Origin of the sequence: Oleiharenicola sp. Vm1 (assembly GCF_047777955.1) — a bacterium.
Taxonomy (GTDB): Bacteria; Verrucomicrobiota; Verrucomicrobiia; order Opitutales; family Opitutaceae; genus Didemnitutus.
Genome location: NZ_CP180537.1, coordinates 4,213,762 through 4,238,522 on the forward strand (window position 1 = coordinate 4,213,762; position 24,761 = coordinate 4,238,522).

General features: G+C 69.1%; 24 protein-coding genes. 8 read left to right on the plus strand and 16 right to left on the minus strand.

Annotated elements, in window-relative coordinates; all coding sequences use genetic code 11:
• The first annotated feature begins 249 nt into the window (after positions 1 to 249).
• The 4 genes from ACMYLB_RS20205 (at position 250) to ACMYLB_RS20220 (ending at position 4,289) form a co-directional block, all read left to right on the plus strand.
• Positions 250 to 396: a hypothetical protein gene (locus ACMYLB_RS20205; RefSeq protein WP_415908742.1), complete on the plus strand. Its 147-nt coding sequence runs from the start codon at positions 250 to 252 to the stop codon at positions 394 to 396.
• A 112-nt stretch (positions 397 to 508) separates the two neighbouring features.
• Positions 509 to 2,620 carry a TonB-dependent siderophore receptor gene (locus ACMYLB_RS20210; protein WP_415908743.1) on the plus strand — a complete coding sequence of 704 codons (2,112 nt, stop codon included), beginning with the start codon at positions 509 to 511 and terminating at the stop codon, positions 2,618 to 2,620.
• 28 nt (positions 2,621 to 2,648) lie between these two features.
• A complete protein-coding gene (locus tag ACMYLB_RS20215) occupies positions 2,649 to 3,722 on the plus strand; it encodes a PepSY-associated TM helix domain-containing protein (protein WP_415908744.1) in 1,074 nt (357 codons plus the stop codon).
• A gap of 60 nt (positions 3,723 to 3,782) precedes the next feature.
• A complete protein-coding gene (locus ACMYLB_RS20220) occupies positions 3,783 to 4,289 on the plus strand; it encodes a S24/S26 family peptidase (protein ID WP_415908745.1) in 507 nt (168 codons plus the stop codon).
• 1 nt (position 4,290) lies between these two features.
• On the opposite strand, the gene ACMYLB_RS20225 is transcribed toward ACMYLB_RS20220, so the two are convergent.
• On the minus strand, positions 4,291 to 4,971 hold the full coding sequence (locus ACMYLB_RS20225) for an alpha/beta hydrolase (RefSeq protein ID WP_415908746.1): 681 nt from the start codon (positions 4,969 to 4,971) through the stop codon (positions 4,291 to 4,293).
• A 187-nt stretch (positions 4,972 to 5,158) separates the two neighbouring features.
• Positions 5,159 to 5,608, minus strand: a complete 450-nt coding sequence (locus ACMYLB_RS20230; protein ID WP_415908747.1) for a flavodoxin domain-containing protein — start codon at positions 5,606 to 5,608, stop codon at positions 5,159 to 5,161.
• 117 nt (positions 5,609 to 5,725) lie between these two features.
• On the opposite strand from ACMYLB_RS20230, the gene ACMYLB_RS20235 reads away from it, so the two are divergent.
• Positions 5,726 to 7,219, plus strand: a complete 1,494-nt coding sequence (locus tag ACMYLB_RS20235; protein ID WP_415908748.1) for a peptide MFS transporter — start codon at positions 5,726 to 5,728, stop codon at positions 7,217 to 7,219.
• 236 nt (positions 7,220 to 7,455) lie between these two features.
• Here the strand turns inward: ACMYLB_RS20235 and ACMYLB_RS20240 are convergent, their stop codons facing one another.
• The 7 genes from ACMYLB_RS20240 to ACMYLB_RS20270 all read right to left on the minus strand — a co-directional run bounded on the left by ACMYLB_RS20240 (position 7,456) and on the right by ACMYLB_RS20270 (position 12,979).
• On the minus strand, positions 7,456 to 7,764 hold the full coding sequence (locus ACMYLB_RS20240) for a DUF4864 domain-containing protein (RefSeq protein ID WP_415908749.1): 309 nt from the start codon (positions 7,762 to 7,764) through the stop codon (positions 7,456 to 7,458).
• A gap of 132 nt (positions 7,765 to 7,896) precedes the next feature.
• A complete protein-coding gene (gene ftsY, locus ACMYLB_RS20245) occupies positions 7,897 to 8,814 on the minus strand; it encodes a signal recognition particle-docking protein FtsY (RefSeq protein WP_415908750.1) in 918 nt (305 codons plus the stop codon).
• Between the two features lie 79 nt (positions 8,815 to 8,893).
• Positions 8,894 to 9,340 carry a transcription antitermination factor NusB gene (nusB, locus tag ACMYLB_RS20250; protein WP_415908751.1) on the minus strand — a complete coding sequence of 149 codons (447 nt, stop codon included), beginning with the start codon at positions 9,338 to 9,340 and terminating at the stop codon, positions 8,894 to 8,896.
• Entirely contained in the window at positions 9,337 to 9,822 is a 486-nt protein-coding gene (ribH, locus tag ACMYLB_RS20255) for a 6,7-dimethyl-8-ribityllumazine synthase (RefSeq protein ID WP_415908752.1), read from the minus strand. Before ribH ends, nusB begins: the two co-directional genes overlap by 4 nt.
• A 54-nt stretch (positions 9,823 to 9,876) precedes the next feature.
• On the minus strand, positions 9,877 to 10,968 hold the full coding sequence (gene ribB, locus ACMYLB_RS20260) for a 3,4-dihydroxy-2-butanone-4-phosphate synthase (RefSeq protein ID WP_415908753.1): 1,092 nt from the start codon (positions 10,966 to 10,968) through the stop codon (positions 9,877 to 9,879).
• Between the two features lie 101 nt (positions 10,969 to 11,069).
• Entirely contained in the window at positions 11,070 to 11,525 is a 456-nt protein-coding gene (locus tag ACMYLB_RS20265) for a hypothetical protein (protein ID WP_415908754.1), read from the minus strand.
• Positions 11,526 to 11,617: 92 nt separating this feature from the next.
• Positions 11,618 to 12,979, minus strand: coding sequence for a replication-associated recombination protein A (locus tag ACMYLB_RS20270; protein ID WP_415908755.1), 1,362 nt, complete (start codon positions 12,977 to 12,979; stop codon positions 11,618 to 11,620).
• Positions 12,980 to 13,080: 101 nt separating this feature from the next.
• Here ACMYLB_RS20270 and ACMYLB_RS20275 point away from each other — a divergent pair, with 101 nt between their 5' ends.
• A complete protein-coding gene (locus ACMYLB_RS20275; RefSeq protein WP_415908756.1) occupies positions 13,081 to 14,721 on the plus strand; it encodes a ComEC/Rec2 family competence protein in 1,641 nt (546 codons plus the stop codon).
• 20 nt (positions 14,722 to 14,741) lie between these two features.
• Positions 14,742 to 15,020, plus strand: coding sequence for a hypothetical protein (locus ACMYLB_RS20280; RefSeq protein ID WP_415908757.1), 279 nt, complete (start codon positions 14,742 to 14,744; stop codon positions 15,018 to 15,020).
• 7 nt (positions 15,021 to 15,027) lie between these two features.
• Here the strand turns inward: ACMYLB_RS20280 and ACMYLB_RS20285 are convergent, their stop codons facing one another.
• Positions 15,028 to 15,804 (minus strand): endonuclease/exonuclease/phosphatase family protein, encoded by a 777-nt coding sequence (locus ACMYLB_RS20285; protein ID WP_415908758.1) that lies wholly within the window; start codon positions 15,802 to 15,804, stop codon positions 15,028 to 15,030.
• Between the two features lie 146 nt (positions 15,805 to 15,950).
• Positions 15,951 to 17,297, minus strand: a complete 1,347-nt coding sequence (locus ACMYLB_RS20290) for an FAD-dependent thymidylate synthase (RefSeq protein WP_415908759.1) — start codon at positions 17,295 to 17,297, stop codon at positions 15,951 to 15,953.
• A 112-nt stretch (positions 17,298 to 17,409) separates the two neighbouring features.
• Between ACMYLB_RS20290 and ACMYLB_RS20295 the strand changes: the two genes are divergently transcribed.
• Positions 17,410 to 18,306 carry a serine hydrolase gene (locus tag ACMYLB_RS20295; RefSeq protein ID WP_415908760.1) on the plus strand — a complete coding sequence of 299 codons (897 nt, stop codon included), beginning with the start codon at positions 17,410 to 17,412 and terminating at the stop codon, positions 18,304 to 18,306.
• Between the two features lie 693 nt (positions 18,307 to 18,999).
• Here ACMYLB_RS20295 and ACMYLB_RS20300 read toward each other — a convergent pair.
• Genes ACMYLB_RS20300 through ACMYLB_RS20320 form a run of 5 tightly spaced genes read right to left on the minus strand, consistent with a single transcriptional unit; the run spans position 19,000 to position 24,759 of the window.
• Positions 19,000 to 20,511 (minus strand): NADH-quinone oxidoreductase subunit N, encoded by a 1,512-nt coding sequence (locus tag ACMYLB_RS20300; protein WP_415908761.1) that lies wholly within the window; start codon positions 20,509 to 20,511, stop codon positions 19,000 to 19,002.
• A gap of 12 nt (positions 20,512 to 20,523) precedes the next feature.
• Positions 20,524 to 22,050 carry a complex I subunit 4 family protein gene (locus tag ACMYLB_RS20305; RefSeq protein ID WP_415908762.1) on the minus strand — a complete coding sequence of 509 codons (1,527 nt, stop codon included), beginning with the start codon at positions 22,048 to 22,050 and terminating at the stop codon, positions 20,524 to 20,526.
• A 9-nt stretch (positions 22,051 to 22,059) separates the two neighbouring features.
• Complete coding sequence (gene nuoL / locus ACMYLB_RS20310) at positions 22,060 to 23,943, minus strand: NADH-quinone oxidoreductase subunit L (RefSeq protein WP_415908763.1); 1,884 nt, start codon at positions 23,941 to 23,943, stop codon at positions 22,060 to 22,062.
• A 1-nt stretch (position 23,944) separates the two neighbouring features.
• Positions 23,945 to 24,256 carry an NADH-quinone oxidoreductase subunit NuoK gene (gene nuoK / locus ACMYLB_RS20315; protein ID WP_415908764.1) on the minus strand — a complete coding sequence of 104 codons (312 nt, stop codon included), beginning with the start codon at positions 24,254 to 24,256 and terminating at the stop codon, positions 23,945 to 23,947.
• A complete protein-coding gene (locus ACMYLB_RS20320) occupies positions 24,253 to 24,759 on the minus strand; it encodes an NADH-quinone oxidoreductase subunit J (RefSeq protein ID WP_415908765.1) in 507 nt (168 codons plus the stop codon). Before ACMYLB_RS20320 ends, nuoK begins: the two co-directional genes overlap by 4 nt.
• Between the last annotated feature and the right edge of the window lie 2 nt (positions 24,760 to 24,761).

Below are 24,761 nucleotides of genomic sequence, written 5' to 3' on the forward strand. Positions count from 1 at the left end.
GCCATGAACCCACCGTCCCGCGCCGACCGACACTTCGTCCTCGGCCTGCTCGCCGCGGTCGCGCTGCTCGCGCTGTTCATCGGCTGCATCCACCTCGCGACATGACGCCTCTTTCTCCATCCGCCCTTCGTCGTTCTCCGGGCGCCTCGCCGGTTCGGAAGCCGCACGGTTCGCTGTGTCGCGAGGCTGTCGCCGGGTCCGCGGATGGAACCCTTTCCGAGTCACGACCTGTGCAGACCGCTGCACTTCATGTCCTCCTTCCGCGAAGACCCATCGTCTGAACGACTCCTCCGCTTCCTTTCCTCTGAATCGAGCCGCGACGCGCTGAACGCGCGGCCGCTCGACGCCGCGCGCCGGACCCGGCGCGGCGGCCCCAACCTTGTGGTCGAGTGCTGACCCTTGCCCGTCCGCGCCGGGCCGCCGCCTGCGCATGTCGTGACTCGGAAAATCACGATCACGCCGGCGCCCGGTGCGGACGGGTCCTTTTTCAACCCTTCCGCCTTTCGTCATGAGAAAACACACCCGCCGCTCCTCCGGCCTTCCTCTCGCCTTCGCCGCGCTCGCGCTCGGCGCCACGCTCCTCGCTCGCGCGCAAACCGCGCCCCACGACGCCCCGGTCGCGCTCGACAGCTTCACCGTCACCGCGAAGCGCGAGCATCGCACCTCCAAGGGCGCGACCAATCTGCCGCTAACTCTCAAAGAAACGCCCCAATCGATCAGCACAATCGACCAGGACGCCATGCGCGACTTCGCCACCTCCGGCACCAACGACGCACTGCGACTCGGCACCGGTCTCACCGTCGACGCCTGGGAAACCAACCGCACCTCCTACAGCGCGCGGGGCTTCGACATCATGCTGACGCAAGTCGACGGCCTCGGCATGACCAACGACTGGGGCCTCGTTGTTGGCCAGGAAGACACCTACCTGTTCGACCGCATCGAGCTGATCCGCGGCGCCAACGGCCTCCTCACCGGCGTCGGCAACGCCTCCGGCACCATCAACTACGTCCGCAAGCGCCCAACCAATCACGACGGCGGCGAGATCGTCGTCCGCGCCGGCTCGCACGACCTCCAGCGCGCCGCTCTCGACTACAACAAAGTCCTAACTCCATCCGGCACTTGGGCCGCCCGCCTCGTCGTCGCGCACGAGGACAAGGATTCCTACCTGCGCGCCCTGCAAGACCGCCGCACCACGCTCTACGGCGTGATCGAAGGCCAGATCGGCAACGCCGGCGCGCTGACCGCCGGCTTCACCTACACCGACTCCCTGCAGCGCTCGCCCTTCTGGGGCTCGCTCACCCTCCTGCGCGCCGACGGCACTCAGCTCGAGTTCGATTCCTCCGCCTCGCCCTCGCAGGACTGGACCCGGTGGGCGCTCCGCTCCGCCAACGCCTTCGTCGAGTATGTGCACACGCTCTCCCCCGACTGGGAAGCCAAGCTCACCTACAACCACCGCACCGGCGACGAAGCCGTCAAACTCTTCTACGCCTACTCGCTCACCGGCACGCTCAACAACGACAACACCGGTCTGCTCGGCTGGCCCTACCGCAGCGATTCCGACTCCCGCAGCGACATCGTCGACGCCAACCTCAACGGCCACTTCAGCGCCTTCGGCCGTCGCCACGAGGCGATCGTGGGCCTCAGCCACTCGAAGCAAAAAACTTACTCCGAAGTCTACTCCATCGTCAGCTCACCCAGCGCCGTCCTCCCCGCGTTTCCCTACGCCGGCAACGCCTACGCCGAACCCGTCTGGGGCGCGACCAGCGTCGGCAACGACGGCCATCAGCAACTCACCCGCGTCTACGCCGCCACGCGTCTCAGCGTGACCGACCGCCTGAAGGCCATCGCCGGCCTCAACGCCATCCGCCTCAACCGCGACGGCACCTCGATCTACGGCGGCGGCGTCAACCTCGATAACGAGACCACCGAGGAAGTCAGCCCCTACGCCGGCCTCACCTGCGATCTCACCGCCAACGTCCTCGCCTACGCCTCCTACTCCGACATCTTCCAGGCCCAGGACCAACGCGACATCAGCGGCCGCTTCCTCGCCCCTATGAAAGGCGTCAACGCCGAGATCGGCCTTAAGGCCGAGTGGCTGAACCGCCGCCTGCTGACCACCGTCGCGCTCTTCGACGCCAAGCAAAAGGGCCTCGCCACCGAAGCCGGCTTCGATCCGGTCGCCCAGCAATCCTACTACGCCCCCAAGGACGTGCACTCGCGCGGCTTCGAAGTGGAAGCCACCGGCCGCGTGGCGTCCAACACCAACCTGACCGCCGGCTTCACCCGCATGGAACTCACCGGCCCCGACGGCGCCGACATCTACGAATGGGTCCCGCGCACCATCGTCAGCCTGCGCGCCGACACCCGCCTGCCCGCGTTGCCCAAGCTCAAGCTCGGCGCCGGCCTGCGCTGGCAATCCGACATCTTCAAGGCCGGCGGCGTGCGCCAGGACGCCTACCTGCTCGTCAACAGCTTCGCCGCCTACGAATTGACCAAGCGCGCCACCGCGCGCCTCAACGTCGACAACGTCACCGACGAGAAATACCTGCGCACCGTCCAATACGGCGCGATCTACGGCGCACCGCGCCAGTTCTCGCTCGCCTTCGAATACAAGCTCTAGCGCGTCCCCGCGTCCGCCCGCCAATTCCATGCGCAAGCGCCTCTGGCAACTCCACTCCTGGCTCGGCCTGGCCGCCGGCCTCGGCCTGCTTGTCATCGGCCTCAGCGGCAGCCTGCTCGTCTTCCACGAGGAGCTGGAGGCGCTGTTCAACCGCGAGCTCGTGCGCGTCGAGCCCACGCCCGCCGGGCGCCGGCCGCTCGACGCCCTGCTCGCGGACGCCCAGCGGCAGCTGCCGGAGCACGAGATCACCGGCTGGCTGCCGCAGTGGGATGAGCCGCGCCACGCCGACGTCCTCTACGTGATCCGGCGCGGCGACCAGGAATGGCTCGTCGCCACGCTCGATCCCTACACCGGCCGCCTGCTCGCGTCGCCGCGCCTCGGCACGACGACGCTCACCGGCTGGCTGCTCGAGCTGCACTACGCCTTTTTCGCCGACCACGCCGGCCTGCTGCTCGCCGCGGTCCTGGGGCTCCTGCTGCTCGTGCTCGGCGTCACCGGCGGGTGGCTCTACCGCGAGTTCTGGAAAAACCTCCTCACGCTCCGCTGGCGCCGCGGCGCGCGCATCCTGTTTTCCGATCTGCACAAATTCGTCGGCATCACCTCCGTCGCCTTCAACCTCGTGCTCGGCTTCACCGGCGCCTACTGGAACTTCACCCACGTCATCGGCGAATGGCTCGCCGGCGAGCACGAGCAGAAGAAGATCGAGCAGCGCCTCTACGCCCCGACGCTCTCGCTCGACGCCCTCGCCCGCGACGCCGCGCAGCGGCTCCCGGGCTTCCGCGGCAACTTCCTCTCGCTGCCGAGCGACCCCGCCGCGCCGGCCGTCACGCTCTGGGGCGCCATCGCGCCGCACGGCGCGCTCACGAGTCCCTACGGCAGCACGGTCGTCTACGACGCCTCGACCGGCGCACACCGGTCGACGAACGACCTGCGCGCCGCCGGCGCCTGGGCGCGGATCGTCGACAGTTTCCGCCCGCTGCACTTCGGCGAATTCGGCGGCCTGCCTGTGAAAATCCTCTGGGCCCTCGCCGGCCTCGCTCCGGGCATGCTCGCCGTCACCGGCTTTGCGATCTGGTGGACGCGCCGGCGGAAAACGGCCTGAGGAATCATCCCCAACATCATCCGCTCGCCACGTCGGCGCGCGCGGGGCTAAACAGCACGCATGGTGCGGCTGACTGCGCGATGCGCGGCGCGAATTTTCCTTCTGCTGGCGGCGTGGTGGACATCGGCCTCCGCGTTCGACGAGACCGGAGACGCGTGGATCCGCGGCGTGTTCACCGGCCACTCGCCGCGCCCGCTCGCCACGAGCGAGTCCGAAGCCTGGCAGCGCGCCGGGGAAATCGTGGGCGCGACGCCCGACACCTTCACGCTCGTCGGCGGAGGCGAATCGATGCAACCGCTCTACCCGCCGGGCACGATCCTCGTGCTGCGCGCGGTCGGATTCGCCGAGCTCCGCCCCGGCCAGACGGCGGTCTACCGCAACCGGGCGCAGCGCCCCGTCGCCCACGTGCTCATCGCCAAATGCCGCGACGGCTGGCGCGTGCGGGGCCTGAACAATGCCCGCCACGACGACGAGGCCGTCGTGACCGAAAATCTCCTCGGCGTGGTCATCGCCGCCTTCACCCCGCACCCATCCTCGGGAGCGGAGCCGCGCCGCATCGCGCGCTGATTCAGCGGCGCGGGAACGCCCACGTCAGGAAGACAGGGAGCGCCTCGGCCCAGGTGGACTCGTGGTGCTTGCCGCCCTCGATCTGGAGATAGCGCACGTCGGTGTCGCGGCGGAAACCCTTCGCGACGAGTTCGTCGATCAGCTCGGTCGTGTCCTGGATCGCATCGATCACGCCATTGCCGTCGCGATCGTCGGTCTCGTCCGCCGTGCCCGCCTCGAACCAGAGCCGCAGCGCCGGCCTGGCCGCCGTCTCGCGCACGATCTTGTGCGCGAGCCGCGAGCGTTGCGCGGCGCGCCAGTCGCCATCCTCGCCGCGCCACCAGAGCGAGCCGGAAAACACGCCGACCGTGCCGAACACGTCTGGATGCGCCCAGGCGAGGTCGAACGCGCTGAGTCCGCCGAGCGAGGCGCCCATGATCGCCGTGCGCGCGGCGGCGGCCTGCACGCCGTAGCGTTGCCGCACCTCGGGCAGCACGAAGTCGAGCACGCGACGCTGGAACGCGGCGGCCTTCTTGCCGCGGCCGGCGTAGTCGAGCGTGCGCGCGAGGCCGTATTCCTCGACGCGGTCGGGCGTCGCGGCAATCGCGACGACGAGCGGAGGCACGATCTCGCCCGCGGCGGCGAGGCGCTGGATCGTCTCGGCCAGCTTCCACGCCGCCATGTTCTGGCCGTCGAGCGCCACGAGCAGCGGCGTGTCGGCCCGGACGCCGCCGGGGGCAGGAAGACCCGCACTTCGCCCGCCGGGAGTTCCTCGGGCGCCTGCACCGCCAGCGCTTCCTCGCGCGCGGGCACGACGGCGGCCGTGGCCTCGGTCAGGCCGAGGCCGACGAGGAGGCGGCCGAGTTGGGCGGCGAGTTTGCGTTCGCGTTTCATGCGGAGCTTGCAAGGGCTACTTCGACCTGTCCGAGCCATTCCTTGAAGTCAGTTTTGAATTTCGTGTCGCACTCGCGCCGCGGGAGCAGCCGCCGGGCCCCGCGCGCGGCGAGAAGTTCGTCGATCCGGCGTCCGCCGGCGCAGAAATCCCGGTAGCTGCGGGAGCCGAGCGCCAGCACGGCGAAGCGCAGCGCGTCCAGGCGCAGCGCGGGCGCGGCCAGGGCGGCGCCGAACTCCGCCGCCTCCGGCGGGAGCTCGCCCTCGCCCCAGGTGCTCGCGATCACCAGCGCGACGTCGAATTCCCGCAGCCGGCCCGCAGGAAAATCCGCGGCGTTCTCCACCGCGCAGCGCCGGCCGCGCGCCCCCAGCGCCGCGGCGGCGGCGTGCGCCAGCGCCTCGGCGTTGCCGGAGACGGTGGCGTAGAGGAGCAGGACGGGCGCGGACACCGGGGCATTTCGGGGGGCAGTAGCGGGTTTGTCCACCGCGGTTTGGCCCGGAATACCCGGGCCGGCCGGGAGGTGCGCGCTTGCGCTTTCCGAGTGAAATCGCCCGAATCCGACCCCATGCAGCAACCTGCCCCTTCGCCGGCTCGAGATACGAGCGGCCTGTTCGGTCACCCGCGTGGTCTGACCAACCTGTTCTTCACTGAGCTCTGGGAGCGCTTCGGCTACTATGGCATGCGCGCCCTGCTCACGCTGTTCATGGTCGCGCCGCTCGCCAAGGGCGGCCTCGGCTTCGACAACCGCACCGCCGGCATCATCTACGGCACCTACACGATGAGCGTCTACATGCTCTCGATCCCCGGCGGCTACATCGCGGACAACTTCCTCGGCGCGCGCGCCACCGTGTTCTGGGGCGGCGTGATCATCGCCGCGGGCTACCTGTCGCTCGCGGTGCATTCGACGACGTTCTTCTACCTCGGTCTCGTGCTCGTCGCCTGCGGCACCGGCCTGCTCAAGCCCAACATCAGCACGATGGTCGGTTCGCTCTACGCCAAGGACGACCCGCGCCGCGACTCCGGCTTCTCGATCTTCTACATGGGCATCAACACCGGCGCGCTCGTGGCGCCGCTGATCACCGGCTGGGTCGCGCAGAGCGACATGGCCAAGGAGTTCTTCGCGCGCAACGGGTTCGACCCGAACCGCAGCTGGCACTGGGCCTTCGCGGTCTCCGGCATCGGCATGATCGTCGGCCTGGTCACCTACGTGCTGCAGCGGCACCGGCTCGCCGACGTCGGCCACGCGCCCGCCGCGAGCGTCCCGCGCCCGTGGGGCAAGCTCTTCGCCGTGCTCGTCGCCTCCGCCGCGGTGTTCGGCGTCGTGACGCTGTCCGACTTCAATCCGAGCTTCGCGTGGATCAGCTACGGCTACGTCGTGGTGCCCGTGCTCGCCATCATCTGGTTCGGCACGCGCCGTGATCCGGCGCAGAGGCGCATGGCGGCGGTCTTCGTGTTCGCGCTGGCCTACCTGATCTTCTGCGCGATCTTCGAGCAGGCGGGTTCGACCATCTCGCTCTTCGCCGACCAGCTCACCCGCACCGAGATCGCCGGCTTCGCCTTTCCCTCGTCGTGGTTCCAGTCGGTGAACTCGATCTTCGTCATCGTGCTGTCGCCGGTCTTCGCCTTCGTCTGGGTCAAGTGGGGCGACCGCATCCCGAGCCCGATCAAGTTCTCCTTCGGCCTGTTCTTCCTCGCCCTGTCGTTCGTGCTGATGGTGCCGGCCGCGAAGCTCACCATCGACGGCCGCATCAGCCCGATGTGGCTGGTCGGGCTGTTCTTCCTCCAGACCGTCGGCGAGCTCGCCCTCAGCCCGGTCGGCCTGAGCACCATGACCAAGCTCGCTCCGGCCAACCTCGTCGGCCTCGTCATGGGCGTGTGGTTCCTCGCCGCCGCGCTGGGCAACAAGCTCGCCGGCACCGTCGCGGGCGACTTCAACTCCACCGACCCGAACGCGCTCTCGGCCTTCTTCCTCCACCAGGCCGGCTGGGTCGGCCTCGCCTTCATCGCGCTGCTCGCGCTCACGCCCTGGGTGAAGAAGCTCATGGGCGAGGTCAAATAGCCGATCACCCTTTGCTTGCCCGAGGCGCGGCCCATCCGGCCGCGCCTTTTTTGGGGCCCCGAAAAAGGTTAGGGCTCGCACGTGTCACGGGCCAGTGAACACATGCGAGCCCTTTTTGGTCACCTCTCGCACCCGTTGCCGGGGCGAAAACGGGCGCGACCATAGCCCATGCCGCCTCCGGCCCGGACGGCAAAAACCACCTAAATTTAGGTGGTCGGGGAAATCCGCCGCCGGACCTAGATCCCGCGCGGCTTCTCGGGTGTCGCCGCGACGACCCCTTCGATCCGCCAGCGCCCCTCTTCCTGCACCAGCCGGTAGCGATAGGTGTGCGCCGTCTCGGCGGAGTCGAAAACCGTGTAGATCACCTGCGCGTGCCGCTGCCGGTCGTCGCGCACGATACCGGACTCGAAGCGGCGGTGCTCCAGCAACGCCGGGTAGCCGCGCCGGATCATCGCCGCAAACACCGGCGCGGTGAATTGGCGGCGGATGCCGCTCGCGGCCAGGCCATAGGCGTCGTCGAACTTGCGCGCGCGCAGCGCGTGCAACTGCCCCTCCACGGTGGCGCGGACGGCATCGCGCAGCGGCGGGGACTCAGCCGCCAGGCCTCGGTGCGCTCCTGCGCCGGCGCCACCGCCGCCAGCCAGATCCCGAGGCAGCCGACGGCGAGCGCGCGCATGTCAATCGAGCCCGAAGACCGCGCGGCTGTAATTCGCGATCGAGAACGGCTGCAGGTCGTCCGGCTGCTCGCCCAGGCCGATGAAGTAGATCGGGATCTTCAGCTGCCGGTAGATGCCCACGATCGCGCCGCCGCGGCTGGTGCCGTCAAGCTTGGTCACGATCAGGCCGGTGAGGCCGAAACTCTGGTGGAACACCTTCGCCTGTTCGATCGAGTTGCTGCCGAGCGAGCCGTCCACGACCAGCCAGCGGTGCTGCGGCGCGCTGGCGTCGTTCTTCTGGAGCACGCGCCGGATCTTCGCCAGCTCGTCCATCAGGTTGCTCTTCGTGTGCAGCCGGCCGGCGGTGTCGACGATCAGCCAGTCGGCGCCGCGCGACTTCGCGGCCTGCCAGGCGTCGAACGCCACCGCCGCCGCGTCGGCGCCGGTGTGGCTCGCCACGAGATCGATGCCCAGGCGCGTCGCCCAGCTCTTGAGCTGCTCGACCGCCGCGGCGCGGAACGTGTCGCAGGCCGCCACGATCACGGTCTGGCCGTCGCCCTTCATCTTGTGCGCGAGCTTGGCGGTGGTGGTGGTCTTGCCGGAGCCGTTGACGCCGATCATCGCGATCACGGTCGGCTTCGCCGCGGGCGCCGCGAGCGTGCCCTCGGCGCCGGCCAGCACGCGCTGCAGCACCGCGGCGCCGATCTCGGCGGCCTGGCGGCCCTGGAGCGACGGATCCTGGCGGTAGGCGGTCTTGATCTCCTCGAGGATCTCGGTGGTGGTCTCGACGCCGAAGTCGGCCGTGTAGAGCGCCTCCTCGAGCTCGTCGAGCGACGCGGCGTCGATCCTCCGTCCGCCGAACAGCCCGTGCGTCTTGGCGGCAATGGCGGCGACCGTCTTGGTCAAGCCGTCCTTGAACTTCTTGAAGAGGGAAAACATGAAAAAACTCCCGCGAATCGCGCGAATCCACACGCATGCCGGATCCCCTCCGGGCAGATTCGTGTGCTTCGCGGGCGCTTCACTCCGTCGTCGCCTTGCGCGCGTCGCGGCCGGCCTTGTCCTTCATGCGGTCGAGGATGCCGTTGATAAAACGCTTCGAGTCCGCGGTGGAGAAATTCTTCGACAGGTCGATCGCCTCGTTGATCGAGACGACCGGCGGGATGTCCTTGCGGTGCAGCATCTCGAAGATCGCCAGGCGCAGGATGGCGAGGTCGATGCGCGCGATGCGGTCGAACTCCCAGTTGTGGGCGAGGGTGCGGATGTGGCCGTCGATCTCGTCGAGGTTCTTCACCACGCCGTCGATCAGCTCCTCGGCGAACGCATAGTGGTCGCGCGGCTTCTCGAGGCCCTCGAAGAACAGCCGCAGGTCGTCGGTGAAATTCGCGGGTTTGTTGATGCTCCAGGCGTAGAGGAACTGGAGCGCGGCGGCGCGGCTCTCGCGGCGTTGGGAAAATTGACTGCTCATGATTTTTGGCCCTTCCGCAAGGTGCGCCGCAGGGTCGCCATTTCAAGCCCGGCGCGCGCGAACTCGGCGCCGCGGTCGATCCGGCCGAGGCAGCGGACGCGGGCCTGGGCCGGCGTGTTGGCGACGATGACGCCGTTGATCACGGGCACGCCGGTGCCGAGCGCGACCTGCTGCAGCGCGTGAGAGACGCTGTCGCCGACCATCTCGTGGTGATTGGTGTCGCCGCCGATGAGCACGCCGAGCGCGATCACGCAGTCGAAGCGCTTCGCCGCCGCCAGCTGCTGCGCGGCCCAGGGCACCTCGTGCGACCCGGGCACGCGGACCTCGACGATGTCCGCCGCGCGGACGCCGGCGGCCGCGAGCACCGCGCGCGCGCGCTGGCGCAGGCCGTCGACGAGCTCCGCGTTGAAGCGCGCCGCGACGAGGCCGAAGCGCAGGCCGGCACCGCGGAGGTTCAGGTCACTGGGAGCGTGGAGACTCATGGAAGGGCCTATTGGCGGCGCCCGCCGGGCATTCCGCAATCCGAAATCCGCGTCTCACACCGGCACCACTTCGACGATCTCCAGGCCGTAGCCGTCCAGGCCGACGACCCGGCGATTCGAGTGCGTCAGGAGGCGGATTTTCCGCAGGCCGAGGGCGGTCAGGATCTGCGCCCCGGTGCCGTAATCGCGCAGGCTCGGGCGGCCGGGTTGCTCGAGGCTCGCGATCGCCTCCTGCATGCGGCCGTTCTGCTCCATGTAGACGATCGCGCCGTGGCCCGCCTGCGCGACCCGCTGCAGCGAGGCGAGCAGCGAGCGATGGCTGCCCATGTCGCGGGCGTGGAAGACGTCGCTGAGCAGATTCTCCGTGTGCACGCGCACCAGCGCCGGCGTGGCATCGAGCTTGCCCATCGTGAACGCGAGGTGGTGGCGCCCGTCGACCTTGCTGCGGAAGACGTGCAGCGTGAATTCGCCGTATTCGGACGAGAACGGCCGCGTGCTGACGCACTCGACGAGCTTCTCGCGGCGGTGGCGGTATTCGATCAGCGACGAGATCGAGATCAGCGGCAGGCCGTGGCGCCGCTTGAACTCCACCAGCTCCGGCACGCGGGCCATCGTGCCGTCCTCGTTCAGCACCTCGCAGATCACCGCCACCGGGCCGAGGCCGGCCAGCGCGGCCAGGTCGACCGCCGCCTCCGTGTGGCCCGCGCGCTCGAGCACGCCGCCGGGGCGGGCGCAGAGCGGGAAAATGTGTCCGGGCTGCACCAGCTCGTCCGGACGCGTGGCCGGATTCGCCAGCAGCTGCACCGTGCGCGCCCGGTCGAAGGCGCTGATGCCGGTGGTGATGCCCTCGGTCGCGTCGACCGACACCGTGAACGCCGTCCGCATCGCCTCGCGATTCTGCTGCACCATCGGATTGATGCCGAGCCGCTTCAGCGCCGGCTCCGTCATCGGCACGCAGATCAGGCCGCGCGCGTGGCGGATCATGAGGTTCACCAGCTCCGGCGTGACCTTCTCCGCGGCGAAGACCAGATCGCCCTCGTTCTCGCGCCCCTCGTCGTCCGTGACGATCACCACGCCGCCGGCGGCGATGGTCTGGATCGCGACCTCGACGGAATCGAACGGCGACTGGGCGGCAGGAGCGGACATGGCGGAAGGGCGGGCAGCATCCTCACGCAACCCGGCGCTGTCAAATCCGCGGCAAGTTCAGCAGCCGCGCTTCAGCCGGGCTTCGCCGCGCTAACACCCGCTCAGGCCCGGAAGTCGACCACGTGGGTCTCCGCCGCCTGCTCGGCGCCCTCGCCGCCGGCGTCCGGGGCGGCCTTCAGCAGCGTGAGGAAGAGCTTGAAGGCATAGGGCGGGCGCACCGGCTTCACGCCGACGAGGGCCTTGCCGTCCGCGGAGAGGTTCAGGATGATGCGCTCGCTGCCCTGCTTGTAGTTCGGATTCCAGCGCGCGGCCGCGCGCGTGACGTCGGGCGGCACGGGTTTCTTCTTCTCGTCGTAGAACGACAGCTTGAACGTGCCGCCCTCGAGCGCGATGCCGAGGAACTGACCGTTCGGCCGCGCGATCGTGATGCCGTCGATCTTGGGCGCGGTCTCCTTCTTCGCGTCGGCCTTGGCGGGGGCGGAGGATTGGGCCGTCAGGGCGGGAAGCTGCGCGCCGCCGAGGACGAGGAACACCAGCAGGAGGAGCCGCGTTTTCATGCCGCGAAAGCTATGCCACGCCGCGACGCCCGCAAGCCCCGCGCGGGCCGCGGCGGTTTTAGCAAGCGATTCGCGCCCGGCGCCACGGGGCTTCAGCCGCGCGGGTGGCGGCGCAGCTCCTTCCAGCGCGCGAGCCGCTCCGCGATCTTCGCCTCCATGCCGGCCGTCTTGGGCGTGTAGAGCGCCAGCGGCTTCTCGAGGTAGGCCTGGCCGGAGATGTTCTCCGGGAAATCGTGGGAGTAGAGGTAACCCTGGCCGTGGCCGGCGCGCTTGCTGGCCTGGCCGCCCTTGTCGCGCAGGTGCACCGGCACGGGCTGCACCGGCTGCTCCTTGAGCGCGCGGTGCGCCGCGCCGAGCGCGAGCGTGGCCGAGTTGCTCTTCGGCGCGGCGGCGATGTAGAGCGTCACGTGCGCGAGGGTCAGCTCCGCCTCGGGCAGGCCGATGAAGTCGCAGGCGTGGTGCGCGGCGACGGCCAGCGGCAGGGCGAGCGCGTCGGCGAGTCCGACGTCCTCGCTGGCCAGGATCACGAGCCGGCGCGCGATGAAGCGCGGGTCCTCGCCGCCGGCGAGCATCTTCGCCAGCCAATACATGGCCGCGTCGGGGTCGCTGCCACGGCAGCTCTTGATGAAGGCCGAGATGGTGTCGTAGTGCTCGTCCTCGTCGGCGTCGTAGCGGATGCGGCGCTCGCGGGCGAAGACCTCGAGTTCCTTCTCCGTGATCGGCGCCCGCTCGGGCAGCGAGAGCGCGATCACCTCGAGGGAGTTCAGCGCCCGGCGCAGGTCGCCGTCGCAGAGCACGGCGAGGTCGGTCAGCACCTTGTCGTCCGCCGCGTGGCCGCGGGCGCCGAGCCCGCGCTCGGCGTCGCCGAGCGCCTGGCGCAGCACGCCGGCCACGGCCGGGGCCGCCAGCGGCTCGAGCCGGAAGAGGTGGCTGCGGCTCAGCAGCGGCGGGTTGACGTAGAAGCCCGGGTTGTGGGTCGTCGCGCCGATGAGCCGCACGCTGCCCTCCTCGACGTCGGGCAGGAGCAGGTCCTGCTGCGATTTGTTGAAGCGGTGGAGCTCGTCGATGAAGAGGAGCGTGCGCGCCTCCGGGCGGCGGCGGGCGAGGGCGAGGATCTCGCGCAGCTCGGCGACGTTGCTCATCACGGCGTTCACGCGCACGAAGCGGCTGCCGGTCTCGCGCGCGATCGCCTCGGCGATGCTGGTCTTGCCGCAGCCCGGCGGCCCGTAGAAGAGCAGGCTGCCGAAGCGGTTCGTGGCGATGAGCTGCGGGAGCAGGCTCCCGGCGCGGGTGATGTGGTCCTGGCCGACGATCTCGGCGAGCGAACGCGGCCGCATGCGCGCGGCGAGCGGCTGGTGCGCCGCCACGGGCGCGGGGCCCGCCGGCTCCCCGCGCGGGGCGGGCGCGGCGGGGTCTTCGCCGAAGAGGGAGCCTTGATCGTCGCCGCGTGCCATGGTTGTCCAGACAGTGCGGGCGTCGGCGCACGAAACAAGCTTGAAGGCGCGCCGCCGGCTGCTTTGCTCGGCGCGATCGCCCTCGGGCCGGGGTGCCGCCGATGACCACCGCCCTGCGCGCTCCCCTGCTCTGGCTGCTGCTGCCGTTCGGCGCGGGCCTCCTCTGGGAACACGCGGGGGCCGCGCCCGGCGCCGCCGGCCTGGCCCTGCTGGCGAGCAGCGGGGCGCTCGCCGCCGCGCTCGCGGGCCGGAGCGGGAACCGGCTCGCCTGGAGCGTCTGGGCCGCCGGCCTGGCGGTGGCGGCCGCCGCCTTCGGCGCCGGCTGGCTGCGGTGGCGCTCGCCCGCGCCGCGCGAATGGACGGCGCCGCCGCGCGAGGTGACCGTGACGCTGCGGGCGGAGCAGGTTTTCCCGCCCGCACCGCAGCGGAAGACCGTCAACGGCATCGCCCGCATCCTCCGCGCGGACCCGGCGGCGGCCGCGCCGCTCGTCGGCCAGCGCGTGTATTTCTCCGCCATCCGCCGGATCGGCGTGCCGCCGGTGGCGTCGGGCGAATACCGGTTCACGGGCGTGGTCGAGGCGCTGCCGCCGCCGGACGGGAACGACCGGAACTTCGCCGCCTACCTCGCGAGCCTGGGCGTGCGCGTGCGCATCGTGCGCGGGCACCTGAGCGAGGAGCTGCGGGCGCCGACGGGCTTCCAGCGTTTCTGCGAGTCCGCGCAGGACCGGCTCGGGGCGAGCCTGCGGCGCGGGCTGGAGCGGCACCCCGAGATCGTCTCGCTCTACCTGGCCATGCTGCTGGGCGAAAAGGCGGTGCTGTCGGCGGAGCAGCAAAACGCCTTCATGCGCAGCGGCGTGTTCCACATTTTTTCCATCAGCGGGCTGCACGTCGGCGTGATCGCCATGGCCATCCTGAGCGCGCTCCAGCTGCTGCGCGTGCCGCGCCGGACCGCGGTGATCGCGGGTCTCGCGGTGCTGTGGCTCTACGTCGAGATCACGGGCGGGAGCGCACCCGCGGTGCGCTCGTTCCTGATGATCGCGTTCTGGCTCGGCTCGCGCGTGTTCCGGCTGCCGTCGAATCCGCTGGCGGCGCTCGCGGCGGCGGCGCTGGCGACGCTGCTGCTCGATCCGCGCCAGCTTTTCGCGACGGGATTCCAGATGTCCTACTCGGTGGTGGCCGCGCTGCTGGTGATGGGGCTGCCGCTCGCGGAGCGCTGGCAGGCGCGCTGGCAACCCTGGCGCGACCTGCCGGAGGTGAGCTGGCGGCCGTGGCAGCGCTGGGTCAGGGACCGCGGGCGCGAGCTCCTCGGCGGCCTGGCGATCACCTGGGCGGCGACGCTCGCCAGCGCGCCGAGCAGCATCGGCTACTTCGGGTTGTTCTCGCCCGGCGCGCTGGTTGCCAACCTCGTCATCATCCCCCTGTCGTCGCTCGCAATCGTCGCCGGCTTCCTCGCCATGCTGGGCGGGCTCGCCCACCTCGGGCCGCTCGTGCTGGTGTTCAACCACGCCGCGGCGCTGCTGATCCGGGCGATGGACGGGCTGGTGCAGCGCGGCACCGACCTGCCCGGCGTCTATTTTCCCGCGGAGTTCCGCGCCGGATGGATGGCGCCGGCGGCGCTCGTCCTCGTGCTCGCGACGATGTTCGCCGGTGCGAGCCTGCGCTGGCGGCCGCGGGCCGGCGGCTACTGGCCGCCGGTCGTGGCGGTGGCGCTGGTGGTGATTTTCGGCGTGAAGTTTGGCTGAAGCCGGCAATCTTCGCCGGCATGAAAAGCGCCTACGAACTCGCCATGGAACGCCTCGCGAAGTCCGATCCCTCGAGCCGCCCGCTCACCCCGGAGCAGAAAGCCCGGCTGGCGGAGATCGACCGCGTGTTCCAGGGCAGGATCGCCGAGCGCGAGATCTTCCTGAAGCAGCAGCTCGACGCCGCGCTGGCGAAGCAGGAGTTCGACGAGGCCGACAAGCTGCGCCAGCAGATCGCCAACGAGAAGGCGCGGCTGGAGGCGGAGCGCGACGACGAGAAGGAGCGCGTGCGGCGCGGCTGAGCGCGCCCTACTCCGCAAACTCGAACTCCGCCACGAGCGCGTGGTGGTCGGAGGCGATGGTCGGCTTCACCGCGTGGCTGACCGGGCGCAGGGGCGCGTTGTAGAAGAGGTGGTCGAGCACGTAGGGACGGCGGCGCCAGGTGACCTCGCGGTCCTGCACGGTCTTGAAGCCGGCCTCGCCGAACTGGCGCACGAGGGACTCGTGCCTGCTGACGTTGAAGTCGCCCCCCAGCACGGTCGGGCCGGCGGCGCTCCGGAGCTGCGCGGCGACGAGCTGGCGCTGCTGATTGTGCTGCTCGCTGCTGGACTGCAGCATGAAGAGCGCGAGCAGGTGGGTGTTGAGCACCCGCAGGTCGCGTCCGCCGATGGTGGTCGTCGCCCCGATGAGCAGACGGTCGGTCGGCGTCTTTCTTTCGCCGAAGAAATCGAACTCGACCGGCGGCGACGGCAGGTCGAGGCGGAACGGGTCGCGCAGCGGCGTGCGCGAGAAGATCGCCAGGCCGATGCCGAAGGGCAGCTCGCGCGGGTCCTCGCGCGGGAACGAGAAGTAGCTGTCGTAGCCGGCGAGCGCGGACTTGAGCCGGGTGTAGTTCGGCGGCACGGGCGGCTGCGTGCCGCCCGGCTCGGCGCGCTCGACCTCCTGGAGCAGCACGAGGTCGGCCTCGTGGCTGAGGATCTCCTCGATCGTGAGGCTCAGCCGGATCGGTGCGCGGTCGGGGTCGGCATCGCTCCACATCTGGCCGAACTGCATGTTGAACTGCAGAATTTTGAAGCGCGCGGACATCAGTCGGGGATGCAAACGGCGAAGCACCCGTCGCCACGCGGGGGAAACTCGATGCTGATGGATACGCGTGGGACCATGCGCAGCAGCAAACCGCTGGCATGTTCCCGGACCGCGCGGGAGCGGCAAGCCAATTTACCTTGCGTGACCTACTCGGGCTCGGCCGTGCCCTCGACCACCCAGGCCTTCGCCTCGGGGACCTGGACGAAGAATTCCTTCAGGGCGGCGCTGAGGTGCTCGGCGTAGCGGAAATGGGCGCCCATGCCGGTGCGGAGCTCGGCCTCGTAGATGAACTTGTCGGCGTGCGTGCTGTGCTCGAAGGGCGTCTGCGCGCCGAGGAGGAGCGAGTAGACGTAGGCCGGCGAGCCGCGCTGGAGCAGCGCGCGCGTGAGCGCGGCCTGGGCGTCGAGCAGGGGCTGGTGGGCGGCGGGCGCGATCTCCGGCGGCAGGTAGAACCCGGCCTGGATGAGCGGCGTGTAGCGGTGGCCGGTGCGGTGGCGGTTGAGGTCGCGCAGCTCGGCGATCGCGAGGTTGTTCCAGGCGAAGCTCACGCGCATGCGGCGCGTCGCGGTGCCCTGGTAGCCGTAGCGGTTGGCGCGATGCTGGAGCGCCTCGGCGAGGGGTTGTTCTTCGCGCAGCCACGGCGGCGTGTCGCGGTCGACCTTCACCCACACCTGGTCGGCGAGCGGCGCGGTGGAGAGGCGCTCGAGGCCGAGGCGGCACGACACGGCGAGTTCCTGCGCGGCCTGGGCCGCGTAGGACTTCTCCGCGGTGCTGTGGCGCATCAGCCGCGGCGAGAGCTTGAGCAGGACGTCGCGGAGCGCGGCGGCCGCGGCCTTCGCTTCGGGGTGCGGCAGCGAGTCGAGATGCTTCACCGTCGCGGCCCACATGCGCGAGCTCTGGACGAGGCCGAGGTTGGTGCGCGTGGCGAGCGGGATGAAGTAGCGGGCGCGGTCGAGGGCGTAGTTCTTGCGGATGCGCGCGACGACGGCGGGCTTGGCGTTCGCCGGCAGGCGGATGAGCTCCGGCTGGTTCTGGCCGAGCTGGTCGAGGCGGGCGTATTCGGCGTTGTAGGCGGCGAACGCGCGGGCCATCACGCCGGTCCACTGGGCGGCGAGATCATCCGGCACGCCGAGCTCGGCGGGCGTCGGCAGGTTGGCCGCGTCCATGGTGATGTAGCGCGTGCTCGATTCCTGGCCGTCGGCCATCTGCGCGATCTCGAAAATCTTATAGGCAAGCCACATCGAGACGCCGTCGAGCGCGATGGCGAGGCCGCCGGTCAGGCCGCCGATGGAGGCGTGGCCGTAGTCGACGAACTTCAGGATGCGATCGATCGACTCGTCGGGGTGCGCGAGGTCGACCTTCGAGAGGATGTTCGCCAGGCCGTCGTTGCTGCGCGAGTAGCGCGCGAGCACGGACGCCAGCAGCTCGGGCGTGACTTTCGGGAGCTCGGCCGCGGTGGGCGGCGGGACGACAGCGATGCCGGTGACCTTCATGCGCGCCTCGACGAAACGGCGTCGCCGCGCCGAGGTGAAGAAAATTAGCGGAAAACTTTGCTCGGCCCGCGGCTTGGCAACGCGGAGGCGTCCACTAACGTCCGGCCCAGCCATGAAGCTGGCCGTCCTCGCCACCCTATCGCTCGGCATCGCCGCAACGGCTGCCGCGTCCCCCATGCCCGACTTTCACACCTACAGCCTGGATCGGTCCCCGGCGGTCGACGCCGCGCTGCAACGCCGCGTCGAGGAAATCGACGCGCAGCTGCGCGCGCGGTGGGAGATTCCGGAGGCGCAAACCTCGGTCGGCGTGTTCGACCTGCGCACGCTGCGTCTCGCTTGGGTGCGGCCGGATCGCATCGACTACGCGGCGAGCGTGCCGAAGATCGCGATCCTGCTCGGCTGGTTCGCCGCGCATCCGGATTCGACTGACCTCGACGCGACGACGCGGCACGAGCTCGGGCTCATGATCAAGCAGTCGGACAATGAACTCGCGGCGAAATTCTCGCGACAGCTCGGGCTGAGTTTCATCCGCGGCGTGCTCGACCGTTACGGGCTTTACGATACGAAGACCGGCGGCGGCATTTGGCTCGGCAAGCATTACGGCAAGGGCGGCGAGCGCGTCGTCGATCCCGTCGGCGGGCATTCGCACGCGGCGACTGTGCGACAGCTGCTGCGGTTCTACCTGCTGCTCGAGCAGGACAAACTCGTGTCTCCCGCGGCGTCGGCGGCGATGCGCGACATCTTCCGTTCGCCCGACATCCCGCACAAGGAGGACAAGTTTGTCGCCGGCCTGGCCGGTCGGCCGGGGCTGGAGATCCGCCGCAAGGCCGGCTGGTGGGAGGACTGGCAGCTCGACACTGCGGTCGTCACCGGTCCGGAGCGCCACTATCTCATCGTCGCGATGGTTCACCACGCGCGCGGCGAGGAATATCTGCGCGCGTTCGCAGCGGCGGTGGACGAGCTTCTTGCTGCGAAGCAGGACGCGGCCGTGGAGCGGCCAATCCCTTAAACCGACCTAGGCCGCGCCGCTTCCCCGCCTGACGGCCAAACGCCTGCTTCCGCAGGCGCAATCGCTGAATCAATCACTTGCGCAATTGCTCGACTGCACTGGGTCATTGCTTCTCGCGAGAGGGTCATTGCTTCACTCGCCGAACTCATTGCTTTACACGCCGACCCGATTGTTTGAGCGGCCGACCTCATTGCTTGAGGCGCCAAGGCGATTGTTTGACCGCCGTGCGTCATTGTTTCCCACGCCAACCCGATTGTTTTACACGCCAAGGCGATTGTTTACACGGACGACCCGATTGCTTGAACCGCCGCGCTCATTGCTTGAGCCGCCAACTCAGTTGTTTCGTCTCCCAACTCAATTGTTTTGTCGTCCGGCTCTATTGTTTCGGGCTCCGAAAGCATTGTTGGAAGCGCTGAGCGTGTTGCTCCGCCGTCGCACCGGGTTGCTTCGCTTTGCCGGTTGGTTGCGCCGTCGGGCCATGTTGTTGCTCGAAGCGCTCATCCGACCGCTCGCGCCGCCGGCTCGATTGTTTGCGCCCTAGAACCGGTTGCTTGCCATGTCGAATGAGTCGCTCGCGCTGCTGAGCCGGGATTGCCGGCCTCCGCCCCGAGGGTCGCTGAGGGCAACGAACCCCATCTTCGTGGCATCGTATCGCCACGGCGGCCCCGCCCTATCTGGACGCTTCAGATGTGCTCAGCGGTTCAGCAGCCAGGTCGACAGCGGCTGCTGGAAGAAGCCGAGAAGCACGGTCGCCAGCGCGAGGCTGGCGAGGATGGCGGTGTTGACCAGCGAGGGCGCGGTGGCGGACACCGGAGCGGGCGTTTCGCCCTCGGGGCGCCAGGTCTCGAACCACGCGGCCTTGATCCAGCCGAAGTAATAATAGATCGAGACGACGACGCAGACGATGGCGATGGCGAGGAGCGTGTAGAGCTTGGCTTCGAACGCCGCCATGAACACGAGCAGCTTGCCCATGAAGCCGGCGAGCGGCGGGATGCCCGCGAGCGAGCCGACGCCGATGGCGAGCACCGCGGCGAGGAACGGACGGTCCTTGGCCAGGCGGTCGTAGCCGTCGAGGTCCTGCTGCGTGTCGTCCTCGCCCGCGAGGTGCGCCATGACGCCGAACACGGCCATCGAGGCGAACATGTAGGTAAAGAGGTAGAACCACACCGCGCCGCTGGCCCACGGCACCGTGACCGAGGCGGTGACGCCGAGGAGCAGGAAGCCCGCGTGCGAGACGCCGGACAGGCCCATCAGGCGCTTGGCGTTGCGCTGCGTGAGCGCGGAGAGGTTGCCGAAGAGGAGCGTCGCGGCGGCGAGGGTCGAGAGCACCGGCACGAGCACGGCCTCGAGCGGGGCGAAGACGTTGTGCACGAGGGTGAGCAGCACGGCGAAGCCGGCGGCCTTCGAGCTGACGGCGAGGAACGCGGTCACGGGCGTCGGCGCGCCCTGATAGACGTCGGGAATCCAGATCTGGAACGGGAACGCACCGATCTTGAAGCCGACGCCGCTCAGCACGAGCAGCGCGCCGAGGAGGCCGAGGAAGTTGTCCGGGTTCTTCGCGAGGAAATCGGCCACGACGTCGAACTCGAAGCCGGTGTGCACCACGCCGCCCGACTCGACGCGGCCGACCGCGCCGTAGAGCAGCACGATGCCGAAGAGCATGATGGCCGAGCTGAGCGCGCCGGTGACGAGATACTTCAGGCCGGCCTCGAGCGTGAGGGCGTTGTCGCGGAAGTAGGAGACGAGGATGTAGAAGCCGATCGTGATCGTCTCGAGCGCGACGAAGAACATCACGAAGTGGTTGCTCTGCACCAGCAGCATCATCGCCGCCGTGATGACGAGCACGAGGTGGTAGAACTCCACCCGCGGCATCTTGCTCCGCGGCAGGACCACGCTGGCGATCGAGCAGACGAGGAGGCTGGAGATCGTGAAGAACACGCGCGCGATCTGCCCGGGCATGTTGTGGCGGAGGAGGCCGGCGAAGGTCGATTCACCCAGCCACGCGGTGTCGAAATTGATCACGAGGCCCGCCAGCACCGCGAGCAACGCCATGACGGCGGCGGTGGGGATGAGGCGGTGCTGGCTCTTCGGCAGCACGATCTCCAGCGCGAGGAGGCCGAGCGCCGCGCACGCGAGGATCAGCTCGGGGAAGATGGCGGCCCACTGATTCGAGTCGGCGGCAGCTTGGAGGAGTTCAGTCGACATGGCGGCGGAAAATCAGCGGGAGGAGACGCTGCGCACGACGGCGGGGGTCGGGGCGGTCAGCGCGGCGTTGGCGGCGGTCGAGATCGTCTTCGGCCAGAAGCCGACGACGAGCAGCGCGGCGAGGAGGATCAGGGCCGGCAGGCGCTCGGTCCAGGCGAGGTCGGTCGCCGGGTGCTTCGCGAGCACGGTGTTGAGCGACTCGGTGGCGGGCCCGAAGAACACGCGGGCCGCGGCGCGCAGGCCGTAGACGGCGGAGATGATCACGCCGGCGACGGCGACGGCGGTGAGCGCGGGCGAGAACTGCCAGAGCGAGACGAAGACGGTGAGTTCGCCCCAGAAGTTGGCGAAGCCAGGCAGGCCGATGCTGGCCAGGGTGCCGGCGACGAAGAACGCGGCGAGCACCGGCGTCTTCTGCGCGAGGCCGCCCATCTCCGTCAGGTCGAAGGTGTGCGTGCGGTGGTGGACGCTGGTGGCGAGGAGGAAGAGCAGCGCAACGGACAGGCCGTGCGCGATCATCAGGAGCACCACGCCGCCCGTGCCGATGACGGACAGCGTCGCGATGCCGAGGAAGCAGTAGCCCATGTGCATGACCGAGCTGTAGCCGAGCATCTGCTTGAGGTCGCGCTGGGCGATGGTGATGAAGCCGATGACGAGGACGTTGCCGACGGCGGCGAGGACCGCGAGCGGCCAGGCCCAGGCCTGGGCGCCGGCGGGCAGGAGCGGCAGCGCGATCTGGATCAGGCCGTAGAGGCCGAACTTCTTGAGCACGCCGGCGTGGAGCATGGCGGCGGACGACGGCGCGGCGCCGTAGCCGAGCGGGGCCCAGGTGTGCAGCGGCCAGAGGGAGACGAGCGTGCCGAAGCCGAACATCAGCAGGCCGAAGATGTATTTCTGCGCCGTGACCGACAGCGGGTTGGCGGCGAGTTCGGCGCGCAGCGTGACGAGGTCGAACGACTCCGCGCCGCTCTTGGTGTAGATGGCAATCAGGCCGGCGAGCGAGAGCATGGCGCCGACGGTGAGGTAGATCGTCATCTTCATCGCCGCGTAGTTGCGGTCGCGCCCGCCCCAGATGCCGACCATGATGAAGGTCGGGATGAGCGCGAGTTCGTGGAAGAAGTAGAAAAAGAAGATGTCCACCGACGCGAAGGTGCCGAGCAGGCCGCCCTGCATGACGAGCAGGAGCATCAGGTAGATCTTCAGGCGCTCGGCGTTGGAGCGCAGCGCGTAGATGCCGGCGGCGAGGCCGACGATGGCGGCGAGCAGGAACATCGGCAGCGAGACGCCGTTGAGGCCGAGCTTCAGCGCGATGCCGAAGCCGCCGAGGCCGGTGTCGGTCTTGCTCAGGAACTGGTAGGTGTTGCCGGCGTCGGCCGGGAACTCCTTCCACAGCCAGACGGCGATGAGCGCGGGCCAGATGAAGGCGACCGCCGCCAGTTTGGTCGCGAAACGCTTCGGCAGGCCGAGGCCGATGGCCAGCGCGACGAGGAGCGGCGTGGCGATCGCGAGCTGCAGGAGAAGGGCGTTGGAGGAGGCGTCCATCGAAGTGTGTTAGAAAATGCCCGCGGCAAAGCCCCAGAGGAGCACGGCGCCGAGCAGGAACCAGTAGACGTAGGCGTGCAGGCTGCCGACATGCAGCGCGCGGACGCCGAGACCGACGAGGCCGACCAGGCCCGCGCAGCCGCGGATAATCAGGCCTGCGAGGAAGATCTGTTCGAGGAAGTTGAGCAGCATCGCGAAGCGCTGCTGCACCTTGGCCACGTAGTAGTCGTAGACGGCGTCGAAGGATTCCTTGAGCGCCACCAGGCCGCGGAACAGGCCGCCGGCCTTCGACTCGAGGGCGTCGGTCGCGGCCGCCGGGTAGAAGAGCCAGGCGGCGCCGGCGCCGAGGAGCATGACGGCGAGCGAGGTGCCGAGGATGATCGGGTGCGCGGCGTGGTCGTTGTGGGCGTCGGGCACGAGGCTCATCACCGAGCCGGCGAGCTTGCCGAAGATCGCGGGATAGCCGCCGGAAATCGACAGCCCGGCGAGCAACATGAGCGGCAGCGTCATGACCAGGCCGCTCTCATGCGCGTGCTTGGCTTCCTCGGAGCGGGCCTCGCCGAGAAAGACGATCTTCCACATGCGGACCATGTAGAACGAGGTCAGGATCGCGGTGAAGGCCAGGGCGGCGAAGATCAGGGTGTTCTTCTTGAACGCAAGGTAGAGGATCGCGTCCTTGGAGAAGAAGCCGGCGAGAAACGGGAAGCCGATGATCGCGAGCACGCCGAGAGTGAACGTGAGGAACGTGATCGGCATGCTCTTGCGCAGGCCGCCCATCTGGAAGATGTCCTGCTCGTGGTGGCAGCCGTGGATGACGGAGCCGGAACCGAGGAAGAGCAGCGCCTTGAAGAAGGCGTGCGTGGTGAGGTGGAACATCGCGGCGCCGACGCCGGCGGCGAGCACGACCGAGTGGGCGCTGCCCTCATGCGTCACCGCCAGCGAGCCCAAGCCGAAGGCCGCGACCATGTAGCCGAGCTGCGAGAGCGTGGAGTAGGCGAGGACCTTCTTGATGTCGCGTTGCACGACGGCGCAGAGCGCGGCGTAGAGCGCGGTGATCGTGCCGAGGGCGGCGATGACGTTCAGCGCCTCGGGCACCATGAGGAAATTGATCCGGCACAGCATGTAGACGCCGGCGGCGACCATCGTGGCGGCGTGGATGAGTGCGGAGACGGGCGTCGGGCCCTCCATCGCGTCGGGGAGCCAGACGTGCAGCGGCATCTGCGCGGACTTGCCGACGGCGCCGCAGAAGAGGAGCAGCGGCAGGGCGGCGGAGATGACCGTGCCGGCGGCGCCGGCCTTGAAGGCGAGCGCATTGAGGTTGGTCGTGCCGAAGGCCCAGTAGCACCAGACGATGCCGAGCAGGAAGCCGAAGTCGCCGACGCGGTTGACGATGAAGGCCTTTTTCGCGGCGTCGGCGGCGGACTGCTTGTGGAGGTAGTGGCCGATCAGGAGGTAGGAGCTGAAGCCGACGAGCTCCCAGAAGATGAAGATCATGAACAGCGAGTCGGCGACGACGATGCCGAGCATCGAGAACATGAAGATCGAGAGGCCGCCGAAGAAGCGGGCGCGGGCCGCGTCGTCGTGCATGTAGCCCACGGAGAAGACGTGGATGAGGAAGCCGACGAAGCCGACGACGAACAGCATCAGGCGCGCCAGGGCGTCGATCTTGAAGCCGAGCGACACGGAGAAGCCGCCGAAGCGCAGCCACTCGAGCGAGGCGTTCACGTCGGTGCCGTTGAACACGAACTGGAGCGACACCGCGCAGACGACGGCGGCCGCGGCGACCGAGACCCACTGGGCGACGGCGCCCGCGCGCCGCAGGGCCAGCGCGATCAGCGTGGCGGACGCGAGCGGCGTGAGGAGCAGAAGGAGAGCGGACTGAACGGGAGACATGTCAGTTCTTGAGCGCGGTCAGTTCTTCCACCTGCACCGTGTGGCGCTTGCGGAAGAGGGCGACGATGATGGCGAGGCCGACGGCGACCTCGGCCGCCGCGATCGTGAGGATGAAGAAGACGAAGACGGAGCCGTCGAGGGTGCCGTTGAAGCGTGAGAACGCCACCAGCGCGAGGGTCGAGGCGAGCAGCATGAGCTCGAGGCACATGTAGATCACGAGCGTGTTCTTGCGCAGCAGGACGCCGATGAAGCCGATGACGAAGAGCAGCAGGCTGACCAGGATGTAGGCGTTGAGGCCGATGGCGGCGTTCATTGGGCGTCCTCCACGGGGGCGAATTTCTTCGAGAGCACGATGACGCCGAGCATGGCGATCAGGAGCATGAAGCCGACGACCTGCACCGGCAGGAGGTAGGTGGTGAAGAGCTGTTCGGCGTAGTTCTTCAGCGTCGGCACCGGGCCGGCCGGCGGGGCGGAGGAGAGCATGACGCGGTGCGAGAGCGAGTAGACGCCGAGGAGCAGCAACGCGCCGCCGACGGTGGCGGCGAAGACGCTGAGCTTCTTGAAGGGCTTCAGGTGCTCGGGGCGGGTGTCGAGCAGCATGATGATGAAGAGGAACAGCGCCACGACCGCGCCGGCGTAGACGAGCAGGAGCACGAAGGCCAGCAGGGCGGCGTCGAGCATGACGAAGAGGCCCGCCATGCCGACCAGCGACAGGAGCAGGAACATCGCGCCGTTCACCGGGTTCTTGTTCACCACGACGAGCGCCGCGCAGGCGACCGTCAGGAACGCGAAGATGTAGAAGAGCAGGTTGGCCATGG